Raw genomic sequence first — 22934 nt, forward strand, 5'->3', positions numbered from 1 at the left:
GTAATGGCTAAAAACTTCGTCATCATCTACGCGGACGACCTGGGCTTCGGCGACCTGGCGTGCTATGGCGCTTCCGGTATTCCCACTCCGAATCTCGACCGCATGGCCGCCGAGGGGCTGCGCTTCACCAACAGCTACGCGACGGCTGCGACCTGCACCCCGTCGCGTTACAGCCTGCTGACCGGCTCCTACCCCTGGCGCAATCCCGGGGCGAAGATCCTCGCCGGGGACGCTCCGATGATTATCACGGAGGACGAGCCGACGCTGCCGCGCATCCTCGCTCGCGCGGGCTACCGTTCCGCGGTCGTGGGTAAGTGGCACATTGGGCTGGGTGAGGGGGCGATTGACTGGAACGCCGACATTCGCCCGACGCCGCTGGATGTCGGCTTCGACGAGTCCTTTATCATGGCGGCGACCAATGATCGGGTGCCCTGCGTTTACGTGGATGGCCGCCGCGTGGCCAACCTCGATCCCTCCGACCCGCTGGAGGTTCGTTATGCGAAGGAGAATCCCTTTTCCGAAGTCCCCACCGGGCGGACTCACCCCGAGTTGCTGACTACGTGGCATTCGGACAGCCAGCACTGGGACGCGATTGTCAACGGCGTGGGCCGCATCGGTTTTTGCCGGGGAGGCAAGTCCGCCCAGTGGGATGACGAGACAATGGCCGAGGTTTTCCTCGAACGCGCCAAGGGCTTCATCAGCCGCAGCAAGGAACAGCCCTTCTTCCTTTACTACGCGCTGCACCAGCCGCACGTCCCGCGTATCCCCAGCCCGCGCTTCCGCGGCGCGACGGCGCTCGGCCCGCGCGGGGACGTGATCGCCGAGCTCGACTGGTGTGTGGGGCAGCTTCTCGAGCACTTGCGGGCCGAGGGGCTGGACGAGGATACACTGGTGATCTTTTCCAGCGACAACGGCCCCATCCTCGATGACGGTTATGCGGACCAGGCGCGGGAACTGTGTGGTTGCCATCGTCCGTCCGGTCCCCTGCGTGGGGGTAAGTACAGCGTTTTCGACGGGGGGGCGCGCGTGCCGATGATTCTCCGTGCGCCCGGGCTTGCCCCGGCAGGTCAGGAGTCTGCCGCTCTGTTCAGCCACGCCGACCTTCCGACCAGCCTCGCCGTGTTGGCCGGGATCGCGCCGGAGCAGGCCGCCTGTGTGGACGGGGTGGACATGAGTGCGGTGCTGACCGGGCAGGATGAGGTCGGGCGCGAGTCGCTGGTGACCGAAGGCATCGGCGCTCGCACCGTGCTTCGGCACGGCACCTGGATTTATATTCCTCCACATCCGGGACCGGCCCGTTTTGCCGACAAGGATACGGAGAGCGGTTTCTCGCCCGAGCCGCAACTCTACGACCTGACCACCGACATCGGCCAGCGTGAGAACCTTGCCAGTTACTGCCCGGCGCGGGTGCAATCGCTGGCGGAGGAACTCGCCGCCATCCAGGCCGACACTCACCACGCTTACCCTCACTCATGATGACGTACTTCTCTCCTTGCTCCTCTTTGCGCTGCACGTTTCCTTCCTTGACCGCTTTAGGCCGATTGTGCGCCCTGGGCTTTTCCCTGTTGGCGATGGTCGCCGCCTGTTCTGGTGCGGAGGCGAAGGATCGGGTCAGTCCCTATGCGGTGGGGATTAACCTCTCGTATTTTAACGACCTGGATGCGATCTGGGAAAACTACGGCATACCGGAAAAGCTGGAGCGGATGGGCGTGCGCGTGCTGCGCTATCCGGGCGGCGAGGAGACTTCGCGCTGGCACTGGGACCAGCCGGGTGTCAACGGCTACGTGGATGTCTGGAATCCGAACCACCTCAAGCAGAATTGGCAATCGACCTGGTTCCCGCAGGAACAGTGGGCGCAGAACGAGGCGTTCATGGACGTGGATGAGTATTTTGCCTACTGCGAGCAGCTTGGCACGGAGCCGTTGCTGGGGATCAACATGAGCGCGGGCGAGGTCAACAAGCGCCGCGAGGACGGCATTGCGCAGGCGGTCGCGCTGATCGAGTACGTCCGCGAAAAAGGTTATCCGCTGACTTACGTCTATCTCGACAACGAGCCCTGGCACAAGCATTCGAGCAACTACTACCTCTTTCCCAAGGACGATTACGCAGAGCTGTGCGTGCTCTACGCCGAGGCTATGCGGGCTGTCGATCCGGACTTAAAGTTTATCGCCAACGCGTTCGAGGCCGGGAGCGCCCGCAACGCGAATGAGGTTCGGCGTTTTCTGGACATTGCCGGGGATGATGTCGATGTGATCGAGCTGCATTATTACTGGGAGTGGGGGCGTTCGACCTGGGAGATGTGGATCAGCCAACAACCGATGCTGAACAGCAGCCAGTGGCGCGCCCCGAAGCAAACCAAGACCTTCAGTGAGGATCTGGATGCCCTGCGCAAGCTTATCCACGATTACGGCTATCCGCAGATCGACCTGGCGGTGCTCGAATGGAACATCGCCCCGGCCAAAAGCGGAGAAGTCCCGCCGACTCCCCGGCAGACTGCGCTCATGCAGTCGGAGATGCTGATGCAGTTTCTCGACAGTGGCGTCCTCATGACGGCGATCTGGCCGACGTTCTGGCAAGTCACGCCGCCGGAGGGTGATGCCAATCCCCAGGCTACGGTAAGCGATGTCAGCTTTCGCAGCATTTTTGAGGCTCGTCCGCCCTACGCGACGACACCGGTTTACGACATGTTTTGTCTCTTCGCGGGGGTGCCCGGCAGCCGCCTGCTTGAGTCGGTCTTTGAACAGCCCGGTATTTATCGCCAGACCTATCTCCTCGACGATGGCACAAGCCTTGTACTGGTGTTGAATAAATCCGGCCAGCCGCAACCGCTGGCGCTGGAGGGCTTCGCCGGGCGCACGAGCCGCTTCGCGCAGATCAGTCTGGAGGAGCGGAAGTCGGGGGCGGTTGATCCGTCAAAGGGCTTGGTGCTCCCGGGGTACTCGCTGACCCGCGTCGAGATCGCCCCTGGCGCGCGCTGATCCCTGGACACTCGCCGGCGATCCCTGCTTTCAGTTTGAGCGGGGAACGCGGCGAGAAAGTTCAGTGTATCCAGATTTGGATACGCAAAACAGGAAGCGAATGGGCGGGATTATGCCTTAGGTCGTTTTAGAGCGGTTTAAATAAAGTCGTAGCCGACGCAAAAGGGCCGAATGGCTAAATGATTAAATGGTTAATTGTTATTTCCTACGCTGAACATCCAACAATTAACAATTGGCCATTTAACCATCTAACGATTGTGGCTACAGTATTTTTTAAACCGCTCTAACTGAAAGAAGGTGAGTCATTTCTTGCAAACATCTTGCGCAGGCAAGGGAGTTTGACCATCTCCTGCCTCACTTCCCGTCCTTCCTGCTAATGCTTGTTGAGCCTCAAAACAGGTGAGACGTGGTACTCAGTCAGAAACCTGAAGCACCTGAAAACCGCCGTTCTGGGGCAGGATAAAAATGCTGTGGCGGGCTTGGCGGGATAGGTACCAGATGGCGCGGTAGATCATTTTCCATTCGCCGTTTTTGCTGACGCCGACGCGTATGGGAGTATCCAGGCCCCGCTCGGGGGGTGCCCCGTTTTTCCCCAGGGCCGGGAGGTCCGCGTCGGTGTTATCAACCATCTCGATTGAGCCGGGAGCGACCATGAGGCGGGCTGTGCCGTACTGGATGGCGACAGGCTCGGAGGAGAGATTATAGACGCGGGTATGGCCTCGGGGGAAGTTGCGGGTGTCGTCCGCGAAAACGCGCGTGAGCAGGTTGTTGCTGTCCGGTTTTTCCGGGACGAGAAATACGAGGTAATCGCCCCCGGAGGAGGGAAGCGTAGCTGTGCCCACGGGGGTTCGCTGGATATTCTCCCCGCTGCCGCTCTTGCGGTAGAGGACGAGACGGGGGGATTCTCCTTCATACTTGTAGCGGCCAGAGGGGCCGTTGAAGGTGGCGCGGATCTCCCGGTCATGGCTTGCGCTCATGAAGTACAACTGGCGGGTGTCGCTGACGGGATTGAAGAAGCGGAGATTGGCCCTGAAGGTTTCATCCGTGGGCTGCGCGTATACGAGGGGAAGCGAGAGTCCAAGGCAGGCAAGGAGAGCGAGTCGGGAGTAGGGAATGTTCATCGTCAGCGGCTTTGGGAAAGATGTGTCGGGCGGGACAGGAAACGATGGAGAAGGGAAACGGCGGCGAAGGTGCCGTGAGGTGATTTCAGATTTCGGACGGAGGCAGCCAGCGGAAACTGACCAGCACGAACCGGCGGCCGAAGTTGTTATTGGCGGCGGTGGATGGGGAATCCTCTGGGGCGTCGGTAGCGTCCATCCAGTTCGGGACACGCTGGACAATCGCCTCGCACCACGTCTCCGCCTCGGTCGTCCCGGTGAGCGGGCTCAGGGCGGCTCCGTAGGCGCGGATGCGGAAGGTGTCGGAGCGGGCGCTGAGGACGGGGGCCAGCATCTGGAGGATGTCGTTCTGGAGCACCCAGCCGGGAGCACCGGCGGCGCTGGCGGGCGCGTGCTGCTCCCAGTTAACGGCCTCGCCCCAGATGGAGTCCTGCTCGGGTTCGCCGCCGAAGTTGTCCGCGTTGTTGACCGTTTGGTCAAGTGCGGTCTGGAGGGCGCCGCTGATCCCCGTCGGGCCATCGACGAGTCGGCGGTTGACGAAGTCCGAGAGCGAGAGGAAGGGGCCGCGCAGGCGCACCTGCTCTACGATGGCGGTGGCGAGCGCGTCGAGTTCGGTCCCGTTTAGAGAGCGGAATCCGGCCCAGGCCTGAGGCTCGTCGCTGTCTTGGGCGTTGCGGCTGGAGGCCATCGGGTGCAGGAAACGCGGGATGGGGAACTCCATTTCGGCGGGCTCCAGTTGCGCTTCGCTGTCGCTGCCACCGGCCACATTGTAGTAGCGGAAGACCGCCGATTGCTGGAGGGAGGAGAGCATGCTCTTCCAGGCGGGGATGGAGGTGGAGTTGACGTTGAAGGCCCCGTCAACCATGAGCGAAGCGGCGGCCGTATCAATGTCCCGCAGGCGGTCCTCGTAGTCGCTGTCGAAAGTCCCCGTGTCGGAGAAGTAGCGGTAGCGGCTGTTGGGGAGGGGCTTGCCGTCGCGGATGTAGTCCAGGTTAAAGTCCTCGAAGGGCGGATACTGCGTGCTCTGGGTAGGGGTGGGGACGGTGGAGAAAAACCACGCGTCGAAAAGCGCGTCATTGTAATACCATGACAAGTCGATGGCTTCGAGGGCGGTGTCGTTGCCGTCGATGGTGGCACCGTCCGTGTAAATGCGCTCGGTCAGCCCGCCAAAGGGCGGGGCGTAGGAGCCGCCCACGGTGTAGAGCGGTGCCGTGTCGAAGACGCCGATATCGGCGTGCATGAACTGCCCGACGGAAAACAGCGGTTGGCGGGGGATTTCCTTGAGCACGACGCGCCGCTGGCCGGAGTTTGATACTGAGTTGCCCCAGGTGGTTGTCCCGCTCAGGGCCGTGTTAAGAGGTTTGCGGGAGTTCCAGTCGGAGCGGTTGAGGACGGAGACATCCCAGATCGGCGAGTGGACCTCGTCGGGGTGCCCGGCGCGGGTGTGCCAGGCCAGCGGATTGAAGTGCGCGATGAAGGGGAGCGAGTCCGCGCCGAGTTCGGTCTCACCGGTCTTGAGGCGGGCAACGAGGTTGGCGGCATAGAGGATGTCCGCATTGTTCGGGCTGGTCATCAGGTTGCTTTTGAGCAGGATATCGTAGTAATCATAGAGAGTCAGGTCCTCGCCGGGGGAACTGGCGTTGCGGGTCCAGAGGCTTGCGAAGGGATAGCTGCCCGAGGCTGAGTCCGGGGGGCGCAGGCCCCAGACATCGCGGAGGACGAAGCCGTCTTCGGGAGCACCGCCGTAGTTGGCCTCGGCCAGCGAGAGAGTGAGGCGGAAGTCATTGGGGTCGGTGCTGGCGGTGTTGGTGCCGAAGTCTAGCTCGAGCCGATCCTGTATCCAGTCGAGGTTCACGTTGGGGGCTGCGATCCCCTGTGAGGAAATGGCCCCGCGGAATGTGATATGGGCGTCGCCGTTTTCGGGGCCAACCAGTTGAACCGGAGTCTGGTTACTGCCCCATCCGCCGAAGCCGCCTCCGTAGGAGTTTTCAGCGTTGTAGCCGCCGGTGTCTTCGAAGCGCAGGGCGAATATCTTCATCTCGCCGGGCTGGAGGGTGGTCTGGTCGGAGATGGTCCGGTCGTTGCGGTTGTAGGTGGAAAACAGCTCAAGCGTGAAGTGCCCGGTGCGGGTGGTCGAATTACTGTTCTGCCACAGGTCCACGAGGTCGGTCATGCCGACGGAGAACAGATCCTTTTCCTCCGTGCTGTCGGTGTTGCGGGCCACGATTTGAGCTTTGACGGCCGGATCGTAGGTGACGCGATAGTCGCTGGCGTCGAGGGCGATGTTGTAGGGGTTCCACAGGACAACGAGGGGGCTGACCACGTGCCGCCCGGATTTCAGGTAGGCCCATTTCTCCTGGTTGCTGTCACCTGAGGGGCGGTCGTCCCGCCAGGCCCAGGTGGATTGGCCAGCCTTGTAGTCCGAGGTGACGCCTCCGAAACGCCAGATGACCTGCTGCACGACGGGGGCAATCGGGTGCGAGGTCAGTTGCCAGTCGCGGATGCCGCCGTTGGCGAGCGGCACGGTTTCTATGTCGGCCACGTCGAACTCCTCCCGCGAACCGGTCCAGTCCGCCGGGAGTGTGTCGCGGGGGTCGAGCACGGGGAGCGTGCCGTCTGGGTTGCTGAGTAAGTGGTAAAGGTTGTACCAGGCCGCGAGGCTGTCCCAGCGGATCGGGAAAACGTCCAGCACCTGCCGTCCGGTCAGCTCCGCTAACTGGTCGCTGAGTCCGCGGGTGAGGTCGCGGCGCAGGCCGCCGTTTTTCACATCGGTGAGCACGCCGTAGCCGGAAGCCGTCAGGTCGTGAAAGTAGCCGCTGGCCGGGTCTGTCTCGTAAAAGATGTCGGCCTCCGCCAGGCTGGTGAAGCGGCTGCGCTGTCGCGCGCTGACCTTTTGGCTAAACGTCTCCAGTCCGTCGAGGGCGTCGATCTTGCCCCCCTCGGAGGGACCAAAGCGCAAGGCCTGCGAAAGCTGGCCGGTCGCGGTGTAGATCGCGTCGTTTTCCTCCCAGGTGCGGGGATTGAGTTTGGCCTTGATGCCCTCGTCGAGCACGACCCAGGCGTACGCGACATCGGCCCCGTCCACCGCGATGCTTTCGGCCTCTACCGCCGGGATTGTTGCGCCCGCGCTGTCCGTGCGTTTGCTCACGAGCGTGACCGGGTTTGAGACGGTGCCGGTGATCGCGCCCAACTGGCTGTTATTCGCGGACATGGAGGCGAGCCAGCCGACAAAGGTTTTTGAGTCAGGGGCCAGCGGGTTGGCATGGTCGCTGCGCCACACGCCGGTCCAGTGTGCCTTGGCCGCATTGGGCGTGAGCCCGCTGTAACCGCCCTCAAGGATGTCGGCCCGCGCCGTTACCCGCTGGTCAGGGCCGGCTGATTTCTGGAGCTCTCCCAGTGCGCTTTCGAGGGCAAGGACTGCCGCCCGCTGCGCCCGCAGGTGCGTAAAGCTTTGGTTGGTGGAGGCCAAGTCCACGTGCACCAGTACCGACAGGCTCACCGTCAGCACGAGCAGGAACGACATCAGGGTCAAGGCGATGACCAGCGCGAAACCGGAAGCGGCTCCTGAGTCGGGTCGCCGATTGTCTCGATGGGCCGGGCCCGGTCTTGTCACCGTTGCGGCAAAGCCCTGCCGGTGTGTCCTGGTTGACGGCGCGAGCGGGGCAAGGGGAAGGCAGTTTCTCATGGGCCTGCGGGGTCTAAAGGGGGAAGGGGAATCGGGGGAGAGGTGCTACACTCCTTTGGTAAAATAGTTTTATTTATGGAAAAACTTACAAACAAGTCAACCGCTAAGATGACCGGCGGGCTGGCTTTGGTGTAGGATTTATGGGCCTGTGCTATAGGGTAAGTGCGGGGGAGGAGGGTAGGGGAAAGGCTCCCCGCGGGGGTGAGGTGAGAGCAACGGTGCGGGGTGAAGCGCCGGTAGTAAAAGAATCTTTTTCGGCTTCCGGTTCAAGTGTAATCGCCGCTCCAGGGCCGGAGAACGCGGCGATGATGAAGCGTGGATATCTCGGTTTTGACCGTGTTTTACTGGCCTCGGGGATCGCGTGGAACCTTTCACTGGGGCAGGAGGGCGATGGGTTGATTAATTTTTCTTACGTAGCGAGTGTCGGTGTATTTGCTGGTTTATTGATTTTATAAATATTTTGTTTTTTAAAAAATAAAATTGTTTTTCTATGAAAACTCTATAACACATCATATCCATGAAGACCAAACTCCTATCCCTTGCTCTCGCCCTCGCGGGCTCCCTTATCGTGTCTCAGTCGATGGCTACTGTCATTGTTGACGATGTTTTCGACAGTAGTGATGGCTGGGCCAAGACCAATCCGGATGGCAAGCCTGGTGGCTGGTGGCCGAACGCCAGTGGAAACGCGGGGCTGACCCCGGTGGTGGGAACTTCTTTTTTTGTCATGACAGCGAATCCGGACCGACAGTACCTGACCAAGACCTTCACTTCGGCTAATTTTACGGCAGAAGGGCAGGCTATCTTCGGTGGTTCGAATGACTACAAGATTATCGCCGGTACCTATACGGTCAGTGTGTATGTGGGAGCGGCCGAGGCTGCCCCGTTTGCAGGAGCCAGCCGCTACAACGCTTACCTGACGGCGGGCGGTAGCACTGTTGATGACCGCATCGCTGCGACTTCCAGCGTAAAAACACCTGTTCCGGGCGCGGCTGAGTGGCAGGAGTGGACTTTTACTTTTGTCATTGATGAGGATACGGTGACTCAGGGTGGTGCCAATGTGATTGGGCAGTCGCTGGGCGGTTTTGTTGATATTCGGTCGAGTTGGTCTTCGGAGCCGGGACTTAGCACCTACATCGCAACGGATGGGTTCAAGATCACTTATACGGCGATCCCCGAGCCTGCCGAATCGGCCATGATGTTGGGGGCGGTTGTGCTGCTCGTGATGGGGCTGATGCGTTATCGCCGCCGCCGCTAGCTTTGTTTTCTGTGCTTTAGCCGCACTCGAAAGGGTGCGGCTAAAGTACAATTTTTACTTCCCACGGAATACTCTAAAGACTGGGCCGCGTGGGTAAAATAGCCCAGGTCGCCCACTGGAGCGGATTTTGGTTCGTTTTCCGTGTCCCCGGTTCGGAAATTCTCAAAACTTGTCGCTCGCCCCTCATCGTATAGCAACATTGCACGTTCCCCCAATAACAGGAATATGTTAAAAAGCCTCTTCCTCTTCCTGTGCATCAGTGGATGTGCTTATGCCGCCTTCAGCGAGGCGCAAAGCAACCTTCCCCCTGTAATGATAACGTACGGCCCATGGGTTACCACACCCGATATCGGCGCCGTCACAATCGGGTTTGTAACTGACATAAACACCGGAGCCGGGATCGAATATCGAATCAAAGGATCTGACAACGAATGGTCCAGCCGCTGGCACACTGAGGCGGGCCAACTGATCAGCACTGGCAATCGCCATGCGATCCGTCTTACAGGACTAGATCCCGAGAGCCAATACGAGTACCGTATCGTACTGTTCATACCTCCACAAAAACAGGAAGGAGACAATAAATTCCGCGCCCAGTCCGAACTGCGCTTGCCTCGCACATTAAAGATCGAAGACGACGCCTTTAACTTTCGCCCGTTTTCCACCGAGGAAACGTACTCCTTCTTTGTTGTCTCCGATTTACAATTTCCAACAGAGCGCCGTCACCAAATTTTGCAGAACTACCATGACACTGGAATGAAAGATTCCCGCTTTGTCGTCCTGCTGGGAGACCTTACAAATTCCATAGACAACATCGAGACTGATATTCTTCAGGGAATCATTGAGAAGACAACCGCTCTTGGCGGCGCATCACAACCCCACCTCTTTATTCGCGGCAATCATGAGTGGAGGGGCCTGCAGTCCGATCTGTGGACATCCTACTTTGCAATGCCGGGGGGATCTACCTACGCAGCATTTCGCTGCGGCGACGCATTCTACATCGTGCTGGATACCGGAGAGGACAAGCCGCCCTACCCATTCACCGCCCACTATACAACTGCGAACATCGCTGAGCAGGAATTTATGGACAGCCAAAAGGCTTGGCTGACATCCGTTGTGGAATCACAGGAGTTTAAGGCAGCCAAGTTCAGGATTGTTCTGGCACACTCTGCCCCCTACTCTCACGCCGGGCGTTACATGAGCAGGGTGGTCAATAATCTCGTCGAAGATTTTTTTACAAGTGATGCTCCCGATAATCGTATTCACTTGTGGATTAGCGGGCACACCCATTTTTATGCACGCACGATTCCAGGGACAACACAGGCATACGCCCTGTCCCAACCGATCAAAAAATTCTATCGCGATGATCGCTATAGTTTCCCGGTTGTTACGCTCGATGGACCTACGTTCAATGGGCCGGAAGGTGATTTGCCGACTTCAGGGCTTAAAGTTGCAGTAGAAAAAGAGAGGCTCTTTCTGGAAAGCATACGCGAAGACGGAACCGTCTTTGATCGATTCGAAGTTCTGCCAGACGGCTCGATAAACGATCTCAACAAAGGCCTCTCATCCAGTCTGTTCACATTTGAGCCCTTATAAGCGGCGCACAGCCCCGGTATTTTGTCCACGTGGCCTAGCTGTGGTGAGTTTAAAGTTTTCGGCATAATTGCTGGTCCATTTTCGATGCTTTGATTCTGGGATGCGCAGCATCAGAAAGTGCAGGGTCCGGCTGGACCAGCAATCTGCCTGCCGCGGGTGCGGGCTGCGTAAGCTCGCAATTATTATGCCGAGGACTTAAGGCTCGGGACACTGGCTGGTACAACTAAGGGGCGATAGGCGTTTCGGTGCGCATCAGCGCATTCAGGTCCACGGCCATCTGGTCGAGGACGGCTTGGGCTTCGGCGGGGGCGAGGCTGTCGGTCTGGCGAGCGGTTTCCCGGTGCAGGGCGATGGCCTGGTCGAGCACTTGCTGATCCAGGAATGGGTCGCCGGTAAGCGCACGCCAGTCGGCGAGTTGCTGCTTGAGCTCGCTCAGGACGTTTGCGTAGCGGGGATCGGCGGAGAGGTCACGGTATTCCCAGGGGTCGGATTCGAGGTCATACAGTTCGAACTCGGGCGGCCGCAGCGCGTGGCGGAAGGCGGTGGCAAAGGCCTCGTCCGTACCTGCGGGCAGTGCATTCATGAAAGGAATGTCGTGGTACTCCTTCCAGGGGCGGTTCCACTTGGGGTATAGATTATGGTTGAGCTTGTAGCGTTCAGTGCGGATGGCGTAGCTGGGGAAAAAGCCCTTGGGGCCCCAGTGCTGGAAAAATTCGCCGCCCATCACCGCGCGGGGCTGAGCGTCTCCGCTCAGTGTTCGCATCAGCGAGCGGGCGTCGCTGGGCAGCTCCGGAGCTTGTCCTCCGGCCAGTTCTGTGATGGTGGGCATGATATCGACGAGACTGACCAGTTCCGTCCGTCGCGAGCCGGGCTCGGCCTCGGGGGCCACCACGATCAGGGGCACATGGAGGCTGACTTCGTAAACCATCTGTTTGCCGCGGGGCCAGACCGGACCATGATCTGAGGTGAAGATGATGATCGTGTTCTCGCGCAGGCCGCGTTCGTCGAGGGCCTTGAGTGCCCGCGCCACCAGGTCGTCCACCCGGCGGACGGAGTTGTAGTAGGCGGCGAGGTTTTCCATCAGGTTCGGGTTGGGGGCTGCTACTTCGGAGTCGGCCAGATAGGGCGGGAGAGGGAGTTCCTCGGCAGTGAGCGGATCGGCGGGCTTCCCGGCGTATTGGTTACGCCAGAGATTTTTCAGCTTGCTGGCGGATTTATTATCGATGCCGTGGGTGTCGAAGGTGTTGAGCATGAGGAACCAGGGGCGGTTTTGCTCCGCCGCCTCGTCCATCGTGCGCTCGGCCACGGCGGCGAGTTTTTCCGGGTCGCCCCAGGCGGTGTTTTTCGGCCCGATGTCAAAGGCCGGCTCCGGCTCAACGTGCAGCTTGTAGGTGACGGCGGTCAAGTACCCGGCGGCGCGGAGGGCGTCCATGAATGTCGGTGTGCCGGGTTGGATGCGGCTTCCCCGGCCCTTGAGCCCGATCTGGCCGTGTGCGTGCGGGTAGAGGCCGGTGAACATGCTGGCCCGCGATGGGCTGCAACTGGCCTGTGCGGCCCAGGCGTTTTCAAAAACTGCTCCCGCATCGGCCAGCTCATCAATCCCCGGTGTGTCAAAGGGCATGTCCCGATACGGGTTGATGTCGGTGCTCATATCCTCGGCTACGATGAGGAGGATGTTGGGCCGGCTGGTTTTCCCGGGGCTCGACTCGCTCTGAGCCCAAAGCGAAGTCGTCAGCAGGGCCAGGGATAGAAGGAGTATGGCTGCCGGGTGGATACCACACTGGCTTTGGAAGGGGGTGCGAAGAGAATTCATGGCTTTGGGGACTGGGTTGAGTAGTAATGGGCTCGATCTGATAACAGATCATTGAGCACATTTTGTGCACTATTTATTTTATTGTAAAACAGTATGAAAATGCAGCGCCTGCCAAAATGCGTCAATCGTAATATGAGCCAGCCCGGTACGGGCGGCGCTCATGGGGAAATGTGGCGTCTGGGCGGATGAGGGGCAGCGGCAGTCCGGGCTACGCACGAAGCCTCGCGCAGCGTTAACGCTCTGCGCGTTTCGAAAGGTGGACACACCGCCCTCATACGCTCAGGTCTGAGGGCGGCACGTCGCTTACGCCAGGGCAGGGTTGGTCAGTTCGGCTTCACGCCGGAGGGCTTTGGGGAAGAGGACGTTGTTTTCCTTGTGGACGTGCTGGTGCATGTTCTGCTCCAGGGCGGCCAGCGCGTCATAGAGGGCGCGGAAGGTGTTGCAAGCCCACTCGGGCGGCGTGTAGTCGTCAGTCAGGGAGCGGAACTGCGCCAGGGCGTCACCCGCGCTGTCGTGCTCGCTCTCCATCTGCGCGATGGGGTTGGCGAGCGAGCCGCAGTGGAACTGTGGCGCGGCGGTGGCTGTTTCAATCTCGCGGATCATGGGGAAGAGGATTTGTTCCTCCTTCATCATGTGGGCGGTCAGTTCCTCCTGAAAGGCGACGTACACCTCGCGTATCTGGCGCAGGCGCGGCTCGGTGTCGCCGTGGACGGCGGCCACCTTGCGCGTCATGAAATCGAGGCGCGGCATTTCCTCGCGCAGGTAGGCGTGGTGTGTGGCCACGATGTGCTCGGCCAGTTCGGTCAGCCGCATGGTATCGGCGTCCACGAAGCGCGCGTCCGCCTGATCTGAGGCCTGAAGCTCGCTCAGGATTTTGTCGAGGTCGAGACTGCGCTCGGCGCAGACTTGGGCCAGCGGGCGCTTGCCGCCGCAGCAATAGTCGATGCGGTGTTGTTCAAAGACGCGCGAACGGGCGGGACGCTCCCGCACGAGTTCGCCGACAGTGGTTTGGGCGTTAAGGTTGGTCATGGTTTTACTTGGGTTGAGTGAGAAGCTATGGGAGATGAATGAGGGTCAGTGGCCGGAGGTAGCGGAAACTTCGTCGGCAAAGGCGGGGTCGTCCTCGCTACGAACCGACCAGCCGAAGTGAAGCCCGGCGATGAACCAGCCCAGTGCCAGGATGCCGACGGCGAAGATGGTGTCGCCGATCACGCGCAGCCAGCGCAGCGTGTCCATGCCTGGCCCCTGGAGGAACTCCGCCGAACGGGCGTACCACATGCCGTGGTCCACGCTGGCCACGGTCTGAAGCAGCCCGACCGGCAGGACACTGATTAACACCATCAGGGCCAGTCCCCAGTTGAGCGTCCAGAAGGCGAACTTGAGCGTGCCGGTTTTCCACTGCTTGTGCTGCGTCAGCCCTTTCAGGCAGAAGAGCGTCAGGCCGATGCCGAGCATGCCATAGACCCCGAAGAGCGCGGTATGGCCGTGTACGGGCGTGGTGTTGAGCCCCTGCATGTAGTACAGGGCGATAGGCGGGTTGATAAGGAAGCCGAACAGCCCCGCGCCCACCAGGTTCCAAAACGCCACCGCGACGAAAAAGTAAATGGGCCAGCGGTAGGCCGAGACCCAGCGCTTGGCGCGGGAGAGGGTGAGGTTTTCGTAGGCCTCGAAGCCGATCAGTACCAACGGCACGACTTCCATCGCACTGAAGACCGATCCCAGCGCGAGCACGGCGGTTGGCGTTCCGGTAAAGTACAGGTGGTGGAAGGTGCCGATGATCCCTCCGAAAAGGAAGATACTGCAACTGAAGAGCACGGCGGCGGTGGCCAGACCGGTTCTGAGCAGGCCCATCCGGGTAAAGAGGAAGGCGATCACGACGGTGGCGAACACTTCAAAGAAGCCTTCGACCCAGAGGTGCACGACCCACCAGCGCCAGTATTCGATCATGGCGTAGTGGCTGCCCTGCCCATACATCAGGCCCGCGCCGTAGAACCCGGCGATAGCGAGCGAACTGATGAGAAAGAGCGCGAGCAGGTTCTTGTGCTCGCCGGGCTGGCGGAAGGCCGGCCACATGGCGCGGGTCATCAACCCGAGCCACAGGAACAGCCCGACGAAAAGGAACCACTGCCAGAAGCGGCCCAGGTCCACGTACTCCAGCCCCTGATGGCCGAACCAGTAGCTGGCCGTCAGGCCCATTTCCTGGCGGGTCGAGTACCAGGTGCCAAACAGTGTGCCCAGCACGATGATGAGCAGGCAGACAAAGAGCAGGTTGACCCCCGTGCGCTGGAACTTAGGCTCGTAGCCGGAGACCGCCGGGGCCATATAGAGCCCCGTCGCCAGCCAGGCGGTTGCGATCCAGAAGATACCCAATTGCGTGTGCCAGGTGCGCGTCACCGAGTAGGGCAACCACTCCGCCAGCGGAAAGCCGTAAAAGCCTTCGCCCTCAACGCCGTAGTGCGCGGTGATGGCCCCCAGAATTACCTGGACGACGATCAGCGCCGCCACGACCCAGAAGTACTTGAGGGTGGCCCGCATGCTCGTAGTGGGGCTCAGGGCCAGCAATGGATCGCTTCCCGGTAATTCGCTGTTTGGCTCCTCCCGGTGTTTGGCCACGGCGTAGTACCAGGCCAGCGCGCCGACCCCGGCCAGCAGGAAGACAAAGCTCAGCACCGACCATACGACCACAGACCCTGAGGGCTGGTTCTTAATGAGCGGCTCAGGAGGCCAGTTGTTTGTGTAGGTGATGGGATCGGAGTCCCCGGCGGCCACTTCACCGTCGGTCGGGCGTTCTGTACCGCAGGCCCAGGCAGCCCAGAAGAAAAAGCTGTTCATCGCGGCCTGACGGTCGGCGTCCTTGACCGTGTGAGCGGGGATGGCGTAGGCGTCGCGCAGTTCGGGGGGACTCATTTCACCGTCCGCCAGGAATTTCAAATCCGCGTCAAAGCTCTCGGCATCGCCGAAAATGGCCGCGTAGTACCGGTTCATGGCGTCGATGGCCGCCGCCCGGTCAGCGGAAACGGTCAGGGTGTCGGTGGTCGCATCGTAGGTGTTGGTGCGATATTCGTCCTTCACTGCCTGCTCGATCTCGGCACGTTCACCGCCGGTGAGCTGGGCGAAGGGCTTGCCGTAGCTGCGCTGGGAGAGGCGTTCGGCGAAGTAGAGAATCTCCCGATGTAGCCAGTCCGCCGACCAGTCCGGGGCCACATAGGAGCCGTGCCCCCAGACGCTGCCGAGCTGCTGGCCGCCGATAGACTGCCAGACAGCTTGCCCCTTTAGGATTTGCTCGCTGGTGGTGACGACGGTCCCGTCCGGCGTGGCGATCTTCTCCGGATAGGGCGGGGCCTTGCGGTAGATTTCCGTGCCGTAATAGCCGAGCACCGCGAACGAACCGATGAAGACAGCGGCAAAAACCAGCCAGAGCTTTAAATAGGGATTCTTTTTCATAGCGAAGGGAGGGTTTGTTTGTTAAAAGGCATTAAAGCATTAAAGCTTTCTTTACTTCTTTGTGGGCTTGAGATACGGTCTCGTCAATAAATTTTCCGCACAAGCTCATGAAATTACTCTCCGACGCTTCCGAATACGCCCAGCGGGCCGTCGTCTGGCTGGCCCAGCAGCCGCGCGAAACGTTTAAGCTGCGGGAAATCGCCGACGGCACCCGTGCCGCTCCCGGTTATTTGATCAAGGCCTTGCAAAGCCTGGCCAAGGCCGGGGTGCTCTCGGCCCAGCGCGGCAGCAACGGCGGTTTTACCCTCATCCGCGACCCGGAGGAGATTTCCGTGCTGGAGGTGGTCAACGCGGTCGATCCCATTCAGCGCATCCGCACCTGCCCACTCGGGCTGGCCTCGCACGGCACCTGCCTGTGTCCGATGCACAGGCGCATCGACGACGCCATGGCCGCGATCGAGGAGAGCTTCGGCGCCTCCACCATCGCCGACCTCCTAGCGGAAAAGAGCCCCTCCCGCCCCCTGTGCGACGCGCTCACCGTCGATAGTCAGGCATAGGGGTGAGGAGCGGCGCGACGGCTTTACCCTTCCAACCTTCTTATTCCTTGAGCTCCAATGAACGCCCTCAACTCCATTAACAGCGAAACCTCGTTGCCCGAATTGTTCCGTGCACTGCCGGAGGCCCGGACCGTTTTTAATCGCTATGGCCTGCGCGGCTGTGGCGGTGCGCATGGCCCGGCGGAGTCGCTCGGGCTCTTCGCTTCCGCCCACGGCGTGGCGCTGGATGAACTGATCGCGCAAATCCGGCGGTTGGCGGACAACCAGCAGGCCCGCCGCGAGGCGCGCGAACAACTACGCGCCGACGCCGCTCCGCGCCTGGCTGATGCCATTTACCGGCCCTTTTTCCTCGCGGCCATGACGGTGGTGCTGACGGCGGGCGCGGCCTGGGGCGTGCTCCTGCTGTGGAAGATCGGCCTCGGCGGCTCCTTCACCGGTGTCTCCGTGCACGAGGTCAACGCCCACGGGCACGCGCAGATCATGGGCTGGGTCGGGCTGTTCATCATGGGCTTCGCCTACCAGGCTTTTCCTCGGATGTGGCAGGTGGAGCTGCCCGCGCCTGGACTGGCCGTGGTCGCCTGGCTGGCCACACTCGCGGGAATCACGATGCGCAGCACCGCCATGATGTTCGCGGACTCGGGCTGGGCGCTGCCCGTCCATCAGGCGGGCGGTGTGCTGGAGATTCTCGCGGTCAGCGCCTTCGGCGCGCAAATGCTGTGCGCGTTCCGTCGCAGTGAGGAGTCGTTCAAGCCCTACGTCGGCTTCATCTTCGCGGCGCTGGCCTGCTTTCTGACGCAGGCGGTTTACGGCACCTGGCACATCGATCAGCTCCTGCGGGCGGACAACCGTCCGGACCTGCTCGCGCAGATTGCGACCTTTCAGGCTCCCTTGCGCGATTTGCAGGTGCAGGGCGTGGCCATGCTCATGATCTTCGGGGTCGGCCTGCGCATGTTTCCCGCTATTTTCGGGCTGCCCGAGATCCCCGCGCGCCGGAGCTGGGCCGCGCTGGGCATCCTGCTGGTCGCGCTCGGGCTGGAAATGGGGCTGTTTCTGGCCTACCGATTGACGGGTAATCACGCCCTGGCGGCGGCTCTCCTGCTGCCGTGGCTGCTGCTCCCGATTGGAGCCGGATTGATCGTGGTGCCCTGGCGTCTGTGGCGTCCACTGCCGGTCGGGTCCGAGCGCAGCGCGAAGTTCGTCCGGGTGGCCTTTTTGTGGCTGTTCATTTCCTTTGCCATGCTGCTCTTCTTACCCGTGTACCGGATGGTGAGCGGGATCGAGTTCAGCCATGCCTACTATGGGGCGATCCGGCACGCTATCACGGTGGGCTTCATCTCGCTGACCATCGTCGGCATGGCGGCCAAGGTCGTGCCCACGCTCTGCGGTATTGAGCCGGAAAAACTGCCGCGCTTGTACTGGCCCTTTATCCTGATCAACCTCGGCTGTCTCTTCCGGGTGGTCGCGCAGATCGGGACCGACTGGGACCCGGCCTTTTTCAAGGTCATCGGCTTCAGCGGCATGCTGGAGTGGACCGGCCTGGCCATCTGGGCCGGGCACCTTGTCCGGGTCATGCTCGGACGGGGCCGCTACCGCCAGTCGGCGGAGCCGGATTGGGGGCCCGCCCCCGAGCGCATCGGCCCGGATGACAAAGTGGCCGCCGCGCTGAGCTGGTTCCCCGAACTGGAGGAGGTCTTCGTCGCTCACGGCTTCGGGTTGGTCAAGCGACCCGTGCTCCGCCGCACCGTCGCCCGCCAGGTGTCGATCCGCCAGGGCTGTCGGATGAAGGGCGTCGATCCGGAAACTTTTCTCCGGGCACTGAACCGGGCAGTCGAGCATCGTGGGTGTTCTGATTGCTGCTCCGAGCATTGAACCGTGTCTGAAGGCATCTCCCTGCAACTATTCTTTAAAACAGACGTATCCAAATAACATGACAAAAACCGAAACATCCCCTTCCTCTCCGACCAGCGACCTGGGCAAGATTCAAGATCGGTACGAGAAACTGCTCGGCTCGTTTCAGCGTGTGCAGCTTGCCACCGCCAGCACGCTGTCCGCACCCAGACGTTCCTTGCAGGCCCGGATGGTCGCATAGGCCGGTGCTCCATTGTTCTGATGGAATCTGCCCGTCTGTTGCTAAAACTCGAAAATCACGCTGGTCTGGATGCGATTGTTGCTCGCATCGGGCTGGTTCATATAGCCGGTTTGCATGTAGCTGTATTCGATGCCGAGCGTCAGATAGGACGTGAGCTGGTAATAGATAGATGTCGAGGCGTTCAGGTTGATGGAGCGCATGCCCGTGCTCAGATCGGAATCAAGGGGATCGTCGATACCGAAGGCGATATTCCAGTTCAAATCGCTCCACGGAAAAGTCTGAAGCTGGATCCAGCCTCCGCGAGCCCGGATGGGAACATCTTGGGTTAGGTTGATGGTCTGACCGATCCCGCCGTTGAAGCTGCCCAGGTTGGTACCATACCAGACGCTGCCCAGTAGTTTGATCTGTTTATTCCAGTCGAGGGTTGCTGTGAACATGCCGGCGTAGGTATCGAATACGCTCTCGGTACCGCTGGTTTGGTCAATCGCCACCTGGCCCCACTGGCCGCTGAGCGCGGTCATCAGGACCCACTCGTCGGAGATATTCCAGGTGTAGGCAATCGCGCCTTCGAAGTTCGGCACGCCCGAGTCTGAACCGTCAGGCTGCCCGCCACCGTCGATGTCTGTGCTCACCGCCTGGGCGATGGCGCCCGTGATGCTTAGCTTGCCATTCTCATGGGTATTGTTCCATTGCGCCTTTACCTGTGGGCGACGCGACCAGAGGGCTCCCTGGTTGGCATAGGTGGCGAAGTTGAGCGTGCGGGGGAGGACGACGGAGAGGGCGTCCCAGTCCTGACCGGCGCGAATGAGCCACTCTTCATTCTCCATCTGCGCGTAAGCCAGTCGGAGCCGGGGAAGGGGAGTGGAGCTGTTGTAATCCCCGTAAAAATCCACCTCGATTCGCCCGCCGGGCGTCCAGCTCTCCCATTCGGGCCCCTGGATTTTCAGACCCAGACGGGTTTGCCGCGCGGTTATGCTCAGTTGGTTGTCATCGCCGGAAGTCCTGGGCATGACATAGCGGGCGAAATCGCCATTGAAGACGCGCTGCGTGTCGTAGGCCGCGTCGAGCTTGATGTAGCCGTAAATTTCAAAGGCCCAGCCCTTATGCTCGAAGCTGATGTCGGGACTGGACTTCGCTACGGACGCGGAGGCAGACTGGCTGGTGGCGGTGGAGGGCAGTTCAATGCTGCTTTCTCCCGTCCCTGCCGCACGGGTGTTTTCCATGTTGTCCAACTGGCTGCGCAACATTGCCATCTGCCCTTGCAGCTCGTTGATCACAGCTTGCTGGGTTTGCAGGGCCTGGCGTAAGGCGAGGATTTCTTCATCCGTGGTCGCGCCAGCTGTCGCGGTTTCGCCGCTGAGGTCGGCGGCTAGAAATAGCCCTGTCACAAGCGTAATGAGTAAGGTTTTGGTATGCATGTGGAGGCTATTATTTGGGGGGCGGGTGGAGTAAATGATTAAGCACGCAACGCTCGCCGTGTGTCGAATGATGGGAAGCGAAGTGTCATCCTATTAGTCCGGTCAGAGACGGAGGAGATTTAGCCTAAAGTGAGGGATAAAGTAACTAGGAACACCCGGTCATTCGACTGGGCAGACCACGGTCGTGGAGTCAATCGCCACCGCGCGTCTCCCACGGAACGTCGCCTGCCTAGAGCGTTTCAAATAAAGTCGTAGCCGTCACAAAATGGCCGAATGGCTAAATGATTAAATGGTTAATTGTTATTTCCTACGTTCGGAATCCAACAATTAACAATTAGCCATTTAGCTATTCAAAGTATGTGGCTACAGTATTTTTTTAAACGCTCTAAACTTATGCTACGCACTTGAAACGAGGGACTCGTGCGCACGAGGAATTTTGCTGCGGACGCCTCGGATGGGGCGTGGGCGCGTGCTGAGATAATAACGACGTAGTGCCGCGCCTATGGCTCTCACCCCACCGTGCGCGGCACCACTTTTATCCCTTCTTGTCACATCAAGGCATCGATCTAGTGGTAGTCTTAAACGCTATATCGGTTAGAGCTATGTCGATGCCAGTGATGATCGTTTATATGCCCATGTATCGCTTGTTCGTATATGACCGTATGATTAACGGTGATCGCCTGGAAGGCTGAAAGCGTTCTGTCTTTCATGGTGATTCCCATTCTGGAGGTGCGCAGCCGTGTCGTGGGCGATGGGATAGTATTGAGGGTCAGCGTTGTCTTTTCTGGTGTAGCTGGCTTTGTTGCCACCGCCTGTCTTGGCGGAAGCGCTGCCCGGCATGGCATCCTTTTTGTCGCCACCTGACACGATCGCCCGGAGGTCACTGACGATCTGCAACAGGTTGCTCGACTGCGCGCTCATCTGCTCGGAGGCGCCGGCCGTTTCTTCTGCGGTGGCTGCTCCGCTCTGGGTGACCTGATTGATCTGAGAAATCGCGGTATTGATCTGGTCAATACCTTCCTGCTGTTCGCGTACGGAGGACTCCAGTTCGTCCATCGCGGTATTGACCTCACCGACGGTGGAGTTGATCGATTGCAGCCCGTTTTCGACTTCGGAGGCTTTCTCCAGAACCTTGCGCAGGTTCGCGCCGACTTCCTGGTTGACCTTGACGCCCCGTTCGCTGCGTTCGACGGAATCTTCGATCATGGCGGCGGTTTCCCGAGCGGCCTGGGCCGCCCGTTGGGCGAGGCTGCGCACTTCGTCGGCCACGACGGCGAAACCGGCGCCGGCTTGCCCGGCACGAGCGGCTTCCACCGCGGCGTTCAGAGCCAGGATATTGGTCTGGAAGGCGATTTCGTCGATGGTCTTGATGATCTTGGAGATGGAGTCGCTGGATTGCTGGATGCCCTGCATGGCTTCTTCCATCTCTTCGGCCGAGACACTGACGGCGTCGGCGCATTCACGCAACTGTCCCATGGATCGCGAACCTGTCGCGGCGGCCTCGCGGGCCTCCTTGGCATGCTGGTTGGTGCGCTGGGCGATTTCGGCATTGCGGGCGACCATGCTGGTCATCTCTTCCATGCTTGAGCTGGTTTCCTCCAGGGAGGCGGCCTGCTCGCTCGAGCCCTCGGCGAGGTTCTGGCTCGCGGAAGCGACCTGATCGGCGGCGGAGCGGGTTTCCTCGGCTCCGTGAGCGAGGCTGTTGACGGCGCTGTGCAGGGGGCGGGTAATGCTGCGGGTGAGCAGCGAGAAGACCACCACGGCAACGACAATGGCCAACACGACGGTGACCATGAGCACCTTGGCAATGCGGGCGAAGATATTCTCGATTTTGGCAACCTCTTCCTGATATTCCCGTGCCTCGATTTGCAGGCCGATCAGCCAGTCCCAGGGTGCATAGTAGGCATAGGTTATGACCATGTCCTGTTCGCCGTCACCGTCTCCCTCGTTCCAGCTCACATCGAACTGCTCGACCTGGCCGGGTTCGAGGGAGGAGGCTTTCTGGAGCATGTCGGCCACGAAGGCGCGGCCCTCGGCGTCGCGGGCGTCCTTGATGGATTCGCCGTCGCGGGCGCGACTCGGGCTCAGCACGTACTTGCCGGCGCTGTCGCCCTGGGTGTTGAGGATAAAGACCTGGCCGGTTTTTCCGATCTTCATCTTGGCCAGATCCTTCAGGATCGGTTCGGTGGCGACACGCTCAGGGGTGGCAACGCAGAGTAAGCCCTGGACCTTGCCCTGGGCGTCCATCAGGGGCTGGTAGATGGTGACGTACCACTGGCCCACGGCGAGGGCCCGGCCTTGGAAGTTACGGCCCGCGAGTACCTCTTTGATCACCGGGTTGGGGTGGCCGTCCGGGTTGACCGCCGGAATGAAGGTACCGACCGCGCGCTCGCCGTTTTCGGTAATATTAGTGGCGATGCGCAGCATGTCGCCCGCGTCGTTCATGCGCTGAAAAATCGTGCCGATGTCTCCGGTGATCTCGCCGACCTTATCGACGACAGGCACGGGGGTCTCGGGATTTTTCACCATGTCGATGGCGCTGCCGTCGCCGAAGCTGACCTGGGGCAGAGAAACTTTACGGGCCTGACCGTTGTACTGGTTGACTGCCTGCCACTCGACGAGCTTGTCGTTGGCGTTAAACTGGATCCCGCCGTGCTCTTTGACCGCGGCTGCTGCCACGCCCATGACTTTGTCGGCATCGATTTCCAGCAGGTCAGCGCTGATCTCGACGGTGTCGAGGAGGGCGGGGAGCAACTCGCGCTGCTTCAGGTGCGCTTCGTTTACCACCATCGCGTTGGTAGCGTGGGCGGCTTTTTGGTCTTCGAGGCTTATGAGGACGCAGACGACCACGAGGGGTACGACCACTGTTGCCAGGCCTATTGTCAGGAGTTTTCCCTTCAATCCGAACTTTTTCATAATGTGTAGAACGTTAGAGTGATCATCGGGCGCGCTTAGCGACAGAGGGTAGCGATCCGCGCCGGTTA

The 22934-nt window shown here is 60.5% G+C and carries 14 protein-coding genes; 7 read left to right on the top strand and 7 right to left on the bottom strand.

What is annotated here, in order from left to right; genetic code table 11:
* Positions 1-3: 3 nt before the first annotated feature.
* Both H5P28_RS11935 and H5P28_RS11940 read left to right on the top strand, forming a co-directional pair.
* A complete protein-coding gene (locus tag H5P28_RS11935; protein ID WP_221773416.1) occupies positions 4-1476 on the top strand; it encodes a sulfatase family protein in 1473 nt (490 codons plus the stop codon).
* A gap of 47 nt (positions 1477-1523) precedes the next feature.
* Positions 1524-2978: a hypothetical protein gene (locus tag H5P28_RS11940; RefSeq protein WP_185675934.1), complete on the top strand. Its 1455-nt coding sequence runs from the start codon at positions 1524-1526 to the stop codon at positions 2976-2978.
* Between the two features lie 413 nt (positions 2979-3391).
* Here H5P28_RS11940 and H5P28_RS11945 read toward each other — a convergent pair whose 3' ends face one another.
* Both H5P28_RS11945 and H5P28_RS11950 read right to left on the bottom strand, forming a co-directional pair.
* Positions 3392-4099, bottom strand: a complete 708-nt coding sequence (locus H5P28_RS11945) for a hypothetical protein (protein WP_185675935.1) — start codon at positions 4097-4099, stop codon at positions 3392-3394.
* Positions 4100-4184: 85 nt separating this feature from the next.
* Entirely contained in the window at positions 4185-7781 is a 3597-nt protein-coding gene (locus H5P28_RS11950) for a hypothetical protein (RefSeq protein ID WP_185675936.1), read from the bottom strand.
* Between the two features lie 206 nt (positions 7782-7987).
* Here H5P28_RS11950 and H5P28_RS11955 point away from each other — a divergent pair, with 206 nt between their 5' ends.
* The 3 genes from H5P28_RS11955 to H5P28_RS11965 all read left to right on the top strand — a co-directional run bounded on the left by H5P28_RS11955 (position 7988) and on the right by H5P28_RS11965 (position 10629).
* A complete protein-coding gene (locus tag H5P28_RS11955; RefSeq protein WP_185675937.1) occupies positions 7988-8236 on the top strand; it encodes a hypothetical protein in 249 nt (82 codons plus the stop codon).
* Between the two features lie 62 nt (positions 8237-8298).
* Positions 8299-9036, top strand: a complete 738-nt coding sequence (locus tag H5P28_RS11960; protein ID WP_185675938.1) for a hypothetical protein — start codon at positions 8299-8301, stop codon at positions 9034-9036.
* A gap of 225 nt (positions 9037-9261) precedes the next feature.
* A complete protein-coding gene (locus tag H5P28_RS11965; RefSeq protein WP_185675939.1) occupies positions 9262-10629 on the top strand; it encodes a purple acid phosphatase family protein in 1368 nt (455 codons plus the stop codon).
* Positions 10630-10852: 223 nt separating this feature from the next.
* On the opposite strand, the gene H5P28_RS11970 is transcribed toward H5P28_RS11965, so the two are convergent.
* The 3 genes from H5P28_RS11970 to H5P28_RS11980 form a co-directional block, all read right to left on the bottom strand.
* Complete coding sequence (locus tag H5P28_RS11970; RefSeq protein ID WP_185675940.1) at positions 10853-12442, bottom strand: sulfatase family protein; 1590 nt, start codon at positions 12440-12442, stop codon at positions 10853-10855.
* Between the two features lie 303 nt (positions 12443-12745).
* Positions 12746-13471: an iron-sulfur cluster repair di-iron protein gene (gene ric, locus H5P28_RS11975; protein WP_185675941.1), complete on the bottom strand. Its 726-nt coding sequence runs from the start codon at positions 13469-13471 to the stop codon at positions 12746-12748.
* 45 nt (positions 13472-13516) lie between these two features.
* Positions 13517-15886, bottom strand: coding sequence for a nitric-oxide reductase large subunit (locus H5P28_RS11980; protein WP_185675942.1), 2370 nt, complete (start codon positions 15884-15886; stop codon positions 13517-13519).
* Between the two features lie 107 nt (positions 15887-15993).
* Here H5P28_RS11980 and H5P28_RS11985 point away from each other — a divergent pair, with 107 nt between their 5' ends.
* Both H5P28_RS11985 and H5P28_RS11990 read left to right on the top strand, forming a co-directional pair.
* Positions 15994-16443 (top strand): Rrf2 family transcriptional regulator, encoded by a 450-nt coding sequence (locus H5P28_RS11985; protein ID WP_185675943.1) that lies wholly within the window; start codon positions 15994-15996, stop codon positions 16441-16443.
* Between the two features lie 57 nt (positions 16444-16500).
* On the top strand, positions 16501-18312 hold the full coding sequence (locus H5P28_RS11990; RefSeq protein WP_185675944.1) for a DUF1858 domain-containing protein: 1812 nt from the start codon (positions 16501-16503) through the stop codon (positions 18310-18312).
* A gap of 261 nt (positions 18313-18573) precedes the next feature.
* Here the strand turns inward: H5P28_RS11990 and H5P28_RS11995 are convergent, their stop codons facing one another.
* Entirely contained in the window at positions 18574-19950 is a 1377-nt protein-coding gene (locus tag H5P28_RS11995; protein WP_185675945.1) for a hypothetical protein, read from the bottom strand.
* A 666-nt stretch (positions 19951-20616) separates the two neighbouring features.
* Positions 20617-22866 carry a methyl-accepting chemotaxis protein gene (locus tag H5P28_RS12000; RefSeq protein WP_185675946.1) on the bottom strand — a complete coding sequence of 750 codons (2250 nt, stop codon included), beginning with the start codon at positions 22864-22866 and terminating at the stop codon, positions 20617-20619.
* Positions 22867-22934 lie beyond the last annotated feature (68 nt).

This window comes from Ruficoccus amylovorans (assembly GCF_014230085.1).
Classification (GTDB): Bacteria; Verrucomicrobiota; Verrucomicrobiia; order Opitutales; family Cerasicoccaceae; genus Ruficoccus; species Ruficoccus amylovorans.

Coding starts and splice junctions, on each gene's coding strand:
- H5P28_RS11935 (WP_221773416.1), top strand. CDS start 4: ATGGCTAAAAACTTCGTCATCATCTACGCGGACGACCTGGGCTTCGGC.
- H5P28_RS11980 (WP_185675942.1), bottom strand. CDS start 15,886: ATGAAAAAGAATCCCTATTTAAAGCTCTGGCTGGTTTTTGCCGCTGTC.
- ric (WP_185675941.1), bottom strand. CDS start 13,471: ATGACCAACCTTAACGCCCAAACCACTGTCGGCGAACTCGTGCGGGAG.
- H5P28_RS11990 (WP_185675944.1), top strand. CDS start 16,501: ATGAACGCCCTCAACTCCATTAACAGCGAAACCTCGTTGCCCGAATTG.
- H5P28_RS11945 (WP_185675935.1), bottom strand. CDS start 4,099: ATGAACATTCCCTACTCCCGACTCGCTCTCCTTGCCTGCCTTGGACTC.
- H5P28_RS11965 (WP_185675939.1), top strand. CDS start 9,262: ATGTTAAAAAGCCTCTTCCTCTTCCTGTGCATCAGTGGATGTGCTTAT.
- H5P28_RS11995 (WP_185675945.1), bottom strand. CDS start 19,950: ATGCATACCAAAACCTTACTCATTACGCTTGTGACAGGGCTATTTCTA.
- H5P28_RS12000 (WP_185675946.1), bottom strand. CDS start 22,866: ATGAAAAAGTTCGGATTGAAGGGAAAACTCCTGACAATAGGCCTGGCA.
- H5P28_RS11985 (WP_185675943.1), top strand. CDS start 15,994: ATGAAATTACTCTCCGACGCTTCCGAATACGCCCAGCGGGCCGTCGTC.
- H5P28_RS11960 (WP_185675938.1), top strand. CDS start 8,299: ATGAAGACCAAACTCCTATCCCTTGCTCTCGCCCTCGCGGGCTCCCTT.
- H5P28_RS11950 (WP_185675936.1), bottom strand. CDS start 7,781: ATGAGAAACTGCCTTCCCCTTGCCCCGCTCGCGCCGTCAACCAGGACA.
- H5P28_RS11970 (WP_185675940.1), bottom strand. CDS start 12,442: ATGAATTCTCTTCGCACCCCCTTCCAAAGCCAGTGTGGTATCCACCCG.